At 76.2% G+C, this 4,901-nt stretch carries 5 protein-coding genes and 1 pseudogene; 3 read left to right on the plus strand and 3 right to left on the minus strand.

The window, feature by feature from the left end:
* From BJF88_RS16220 to BJF88_RS16230, 3 genes and pseudogenes are all read right to left on the minus strand, one after another.
* Nucleotides 1–263, minus strand: a pseudogene (locus BJF88_RS16220) (hypothetical protein); the annotation flags it as partial.
* Entirely contained in the window at nucleotides 256–822 is a 567-nt protein-coding gene (gene sigK, locus BJF88_RS20035; protein WP_255372111.1) for an ECF RNA polymerase sigma factor SigK, read from the minus strand. The pseudogene BJF88_RS16220 and the gene sigK, both read right to left, overlap by 8 nt.
* A 344-nt stretch (nucleotides 823–1,166) precedes the next feature.
* A complete protein-coding gene (locus BJF88_RS16230) occupies nucleotides 1,167–2,186 on the minus strand; it encodes a 3-deoxy-7-phosphoheptulonate synthase (protein ID WP_187346242.1) in 1,020 nt (339 codons plus the stop codon).
* A 522-nt stretch (nucleotides 2,187–2,708) separates the two neighbouring features.
* Between BJF88_RS16230 and BJF88_RS16235 the strand changes: the two genes are divergently transcribed.
* The 3 genes from BJF88_RS16235 to BJF88_RS16245 all read left to right on the plus strand — a co-directional run bounded on the left by BJF88_RS16235 (nucleotide 2,709) and on the right by BJF88_RS16245 (nucleotide 4,827).
* Complete coding sequence (locus BJF88_RS16235) at nucleotides 2,709–3,206, plus strand: NUDIX domain-containing protein (RefSeq protein WP_075829557.1); 498 nt, start codon at nucleotides 2,709–2,711, stop codon at nucleotides 3,204–3,206.
* A gap of 59 nt (nucleotides 3,207–3,265) precedes the next feature.
* Nucleotides 3,266–3,724, plus strand: coding sequence for an Rrf2 family transcriptional regulator (locus tag BJF88_RS16240; protein ID WP_075829560.1), 459 nt, complete (start codon nucleotides 3,266–3,268; stop codon nucleotides 3,722–3,724).
* Between the two features lie 155 nt (nucleotides 3,725–3,879).
* On the plus strand, nucleotides 3,880–4,827 hold the full coding sequence (locus BJF88_RS16245; RefSeq protein WP_075829558.1) for a sulfite exporter TauE/SafE family protein: 948 nt from the start codon (nucleotides 3,880–3,882) through the stop codon (nucleotides 4,825–4,827).
* The last annotated feature ends 74 nt before the right edge of the window (nucleotides 4,828–4,901 follow it).

Here is a 4,901-nt window from a genome sequence, read left to right on the forward strand (position 1 = left end):
CCCGGCGCAGCCACCTGCGGCGTCGTCGCGACGCGCGCCAGCACGGCGTCGCGCGCCGCGGCGGGCGGGGCCTGCTCCACCGCGAACGCCGCCACGACGTCGCGGTACTCGTCGAGCGCGCGGCGCGCGTCCGGGTCGTCGTCGAGAAGCCGCTCGACCGCACGCCGCTCGAGGTCGTCCACGGCGTCCAGGGCGTAGGCCGGCAGCAGGTCCCACGCGTCGCCGCGCGCGTCCGCGCCGGTGCCGAGGGTCTCGTCAGGCACGGGCCACCCCCAGGCAGTCGCGCAAACGGATCAGGCCGTCGCGGATGCGGGACTTCACGGTCGGCAGCGCGGCGCCGAGACGCTCGGCGACCTCGCGGTAGGAGTAGCCGCCGTAGTACGCCTCGACCAGGGCCTCGCGCTGCGTGCCGGTGAGCGAGCCGAGGCACCGGCGCACGGCGGCGCCGTCGAGCATGCGCTCGACGTCCTCCGCGACGACGTCCCGCGGGGCGGTCGCCATCGCGGTGTCGAGGTCGCGCTGGTCGCGTTCGCGGCGGGCCTGCTCCGCCCGCACGCGGTCGACCGCGCGCCGGCGGGCGAGGGTCGCGACCCACGTCCGGGCCGAGCCGCGCGCCGCGTCGTACCGCGTCGCCGTCTGCCACACCTCGACCATCACCTCCTGCATCACCTCCGCCGCGTGGTCCGGATCACGCAGGACGCCGAGGCAGGTGCCGTACGCGACGGGCGCGAGCGCGTCGTACACGGGCGCGAACGCGTCGGGGTCACCGCCGGCGCACGCCGCGAGCGCGGCGTCGACGGCGCCCGACGCGTTCGTCGTCACGGAGGGAGGCACCCGGACAGTCTGCCTCAGCACGCGCCGGGGCACGCACCGCGCGCCCTCGGCGCGCCCCGCCCGCAGGCCGTCGCGCCACCCTCCACCCGTACGTCCCGGACCGTCCGGGACAGCAGGGGTTCGACGCGGACGCGAGGTCGGATGGGTCCAGCACAGGATCGACCGTCCCGCCACCCGAGGCTCAGCGCGCGCGACGCTCCCGGACGCGCCCGCGAGCTCGTGCAGGAGGTCGGCCGTGGTGTCCCACGCCATGCACGCGTCCGTGACCGACTGCCCGTAGGTGAGCCCGGACGGCGCCGGCTTCTGCGCCCCGGCGACGAGGAAGCTCTCCATCATGAGGCCCGTGACGCCCTGCTCGCCGGCGGCGAGCGCGCGGCGAGCTCCCGCACCACCTCGGCCTGGCGCAGGTGGTCCTTGCCCGAGTTCCCGTGCGACGCGTCGACGACGAGCCCGTGCTCCGCCACCCCGCCGACGCCCGAGCGCCGCGCGACCGCGAGCGCCGCGGCGACGTCGTCGGTGCCGTAGTTGGGACCCGAGCGCCCGCCGCGCAGGATGACGTGGCAGTCGGGGTTGCCCGCCGTCTCGACGGCCGCGGCGCGGCCGAGCGAGTCCATGCCGAAGAACGTGTGCTCGCTCGCCGCCGTGATGCACCCGTCGACCGCGATCTGCACGTCCCCGTCCGTCGCGTTCTTGAAGCCCACCGGCATCGACAGGCCCGACGCGAGCTGGCGGTGCACCTGCGACTCCGCGTTGCGCGCGCCGATCGCGCCCCACGAGACGGCGTCGGCGATGTACTGGGGGCTCGTCGGCTCGAGGAACTCGCACGCGGCCGGGACCCCCGCGTCGAGGACGCCGAGCAGCACCTCACGAGCGAGCCGCAGTCCGTGGTGCACGTCGTGCGAGCCGTCGAGGTGCGGGTCGTTGATGAGACCCTTCCAGCCGACGGTCGTGCGCGGCTTCTCGAAGTACACGCGCATGACGACGAGCAGGTCCTCGGACAGCTCGCGGGCGACGCCGGCGAGGCGCTCCGCGTAGTCGAGCGCGGCCTGCGGGTCGTGCACCGAGCAGGGACCGACGATCACGAGCAGGCGGTCGTCGTCGCCCGCGAGCACGTCGCGCACCTCGCGGCGCGACGTCGTCACCAGGTCGCTGCGACGCGCGCCGAGCGGGAGGTCGGCGAGCATCGTGCGCGGCGCGGGCAGCGCGTCGAGGGCGCGCACGCGCAGGTCGCTGGTGCGCGCCTGCAGCTCCGGGCTGTCCACGGGATCGACGCTAGCGGCATCCTGGCCGTCGTTCGCGGGCTGGGCGTTCGCGGGCCGGTCCTGCGCGGCTCGGGCGGTCGTGCTGGTCACGGGGGGCTCCTGGTTCGTGCGACGGGGATTCGGGGGGCCGTCGTCCGACGGAGCCCTCACCGGCCTGCTGCCGCCCGTGGTCCCGGAACGGCCCGTCGATACGACGAAGGGCCCGGACGCGGTCCGCGTCCCAGGCCCTGTGCTGGCTCCGGGTGGTTGTCTGTGGTCAGGCGAACGCCCGCACGGCCCCACCGGGAGCCTGCGTAAAGCGCCAATACCACTGAGAACTCACGCCGTGACAGTAGCACGCACCCTCCGAGGCGCGGACGGACCGTCTCGTTCCATGAACGGTTCCCGTGGCGGGCGTGGTCGCCCTGGGTGGTGGGTGGGGGTGGTGGCGCCGGATCTACCATCCGCGGCTCGTCCCTCGCCGCTCCCGCCAGACCCGCCACGATCCGGCGCCACCACCCCCACCCACCGTCACCGGGTCGCGTTCGCCCGGCGTCACCGCCCCGAGCCGGCTGCACAGCGGCCACCACGCTCTCGCAGACGGCGGCAATCACCACCACCTAGGCTCGGGGCATGCCGATCCCCGAGTTCGTCGCCGCCCTGCGCTCCCACGTCGGGACCGACCTGCTGTGGATGCCGGGGGTGTCGGCCGTCGTCGTGGACGACGACGGGCGGCTGCTCCTCGGGCAGCGCGCCGACAGCGGGCTGTGGTCGGTGATCAGCGGGATCCTCGAGCCGGGCGAGGACCCTGCGGTGGGGCTCGCGCGCGAGGTGCTCGAGGAGACGGGCGTCGAGGTGGTCGTGGACGCGCTCGTCGCGGTGACGGTCACCGACCCGGTGCGGTACCCCAACGGGGACCTGTCGCAGTACCTCGACCTCGCGTTCCTGTGCCGGCCGGCCTCCCCCGCCGCGGCGGCGGCCGCGCACGTGGCCGACGACGAGTCGCTCGCGGTCGCGTGGTTCGCGCCCGACGCGCTGCCGCAGGACGTCACGCCGTCGACGACCGAGCGCGTCGGCCATGCGCTCGGGTGGCTCGCCGACCCGTCGAACGGCCCGTTCTTCGTCCGCTGACGGCGCGGTCGCCGCGACCCGCCGCGTGGCGAGGGCCGCCCGCGGGGCAGAATGTGGCCGTGCGGGTCTCGGCGAAGGCGGACTATGCGGTGCGGGCGTGCGCCGAGCTCGCGGCGTCGCCCCACGGCGACCCGGTGCGCGCGGAGGACCTCGCGGCGGGCCAGGGGCTGCCGGTGAGCTTCCTCGAGCGCATCCTCGGCGACCTGCGCCGTGCGGGCGTCGTCGCGAGCGTGCGGGGCCGGTCGGGCGGCTACCGCCTGGTGCGTCCCGCCGAGGAGATCACCCTCGCCGACGTCTTCCGCGCGGTCGACGGCCCGCTCGTGACGGTGCGCGACGAGCGCCCGCCGAGCCTGACGTACGACGGCGCGGCCGCGGGCCTGCTCGACGTCTGGGTCGCGCTGCGCGCGAGCGTGCGGGACGTGCTCGACGTCGTGACGGTCGCGGACGTCGTGCGGCGCGACCTGCCCCCGGCGGTCCGCCGGCTCGCCGCGCGCGCCGACGCGTGGGAGAACCCGTGAGCGCCTCGCACCCGTGAGCCGCCGCGTCCCCGTGTGACGGCGGCCGGTAACACTCGACCACCAGGTGGCCGCCCTCTACAAAAACCCGACCAGTTCGGTCAACCTTGTCGGGCACGGCCGGGGACGGACCCGGCCCCACGGACAGGGAGCGTGCGGTGCGGACACTTCTCCTGCTGGCCCTCGTCGGCCTCGGCGCCCAGCTCGTCGACGGGAGCCTCGGCATGGCCTACGGGGTCACGTCGACGACCCTGCTGCTCGCGATCGGGACGAACCCCGCGGCGGCGTCCGCGACCGTCCACCTCGCCGAGATCGGCACGACGCTCGCGTCCGGCGCGGCGCACTGGCGCTTCGGCAACGTGGACTGGAAGGTCGTGCTCCGCATCGGGATCCCCGGAGCGGTCGGCGCGTTCGCCGGCGCGACGTTCCTCTCGGCCCTGTCGACCGAGGTCGCCGCACCGGTCATGTCCCTGCTGCTCCTCGCGCTCGGCGTCTACGTGCTGACCCGGTTCACGGTGGCCGGGCTGCCCACGGGCCGCCTCGGGCTCCCGCTGCGCCGCCGCTTCCTCGCACCGCTCGGCCTCGTCGCCGGCTTCGTCGACGCGACGGGCGGCGGCGGCTGGGGTCCGGTCGGCACGCCCGCCCTGCTCGCCTCCGGGCGCATCGAGCCGCGCAAGGTCATCGGCTCCATCGACACCAGCGAGTTCCTCGTCGCGCTCGCCGCCTCCCTGGGCTTCCTCGTCGGGCTCGGGTCCCAGGGCATCGACCCGCGGTGGGTCCTCGCGCTCCTCGCCGGCGGCCTGGTCGCCGCGCCGCTCGCGGCGTGGCTCGTCCGCCACCTGCCCCCGCGCGTCCTCGGGTCCGCGGTGGGCGGCGTCATCGTCCTGACGAACGTCCGCACGCTGCTGCGCTCGGACTGGGTCGACGCGAGCGGCGCCGTCCAGGGCGTCGTGCTCGGCGCGGTCGCGGTCGTCTGGGCCGGCGCCGTCGCCTGGTCGGTCCGCGAGCACCGCCGCGCCACGGCGCTCGAGGCCGTCGCCCCCGACGGTGACGCGTCGGCGTCCGGTCCCGCGCCCGAGCCGGAGCCGGAGCGCGCGGCACGCTGAACCGTTCGTCCCGTCCGCCCGACCGGCCCCGCCCCGCCCCGGCCGCCGGGCGCCGACCGCCCCGCCCCGGCCGC

It is taken from the genome of Cellulosimicrobium sp. CUA-896 (assembly GCF_001942335.1).
Classification (GTDB): domain Bacteria; phylum Actinomycetota; class Actinomycetes; order Actinomycetales; family Cellulomonadaceae; genus Cellulosimicrobium.

Coding starts and splice junctions, on each gene's coding strand:
- BJF88_RS16235 (WP_075829557.1), top strand. CDS start 2,709: ATGCCGATCCCCGAGTTCGTCGCCGCCCTGCGCTCCCACGTCGGGACC.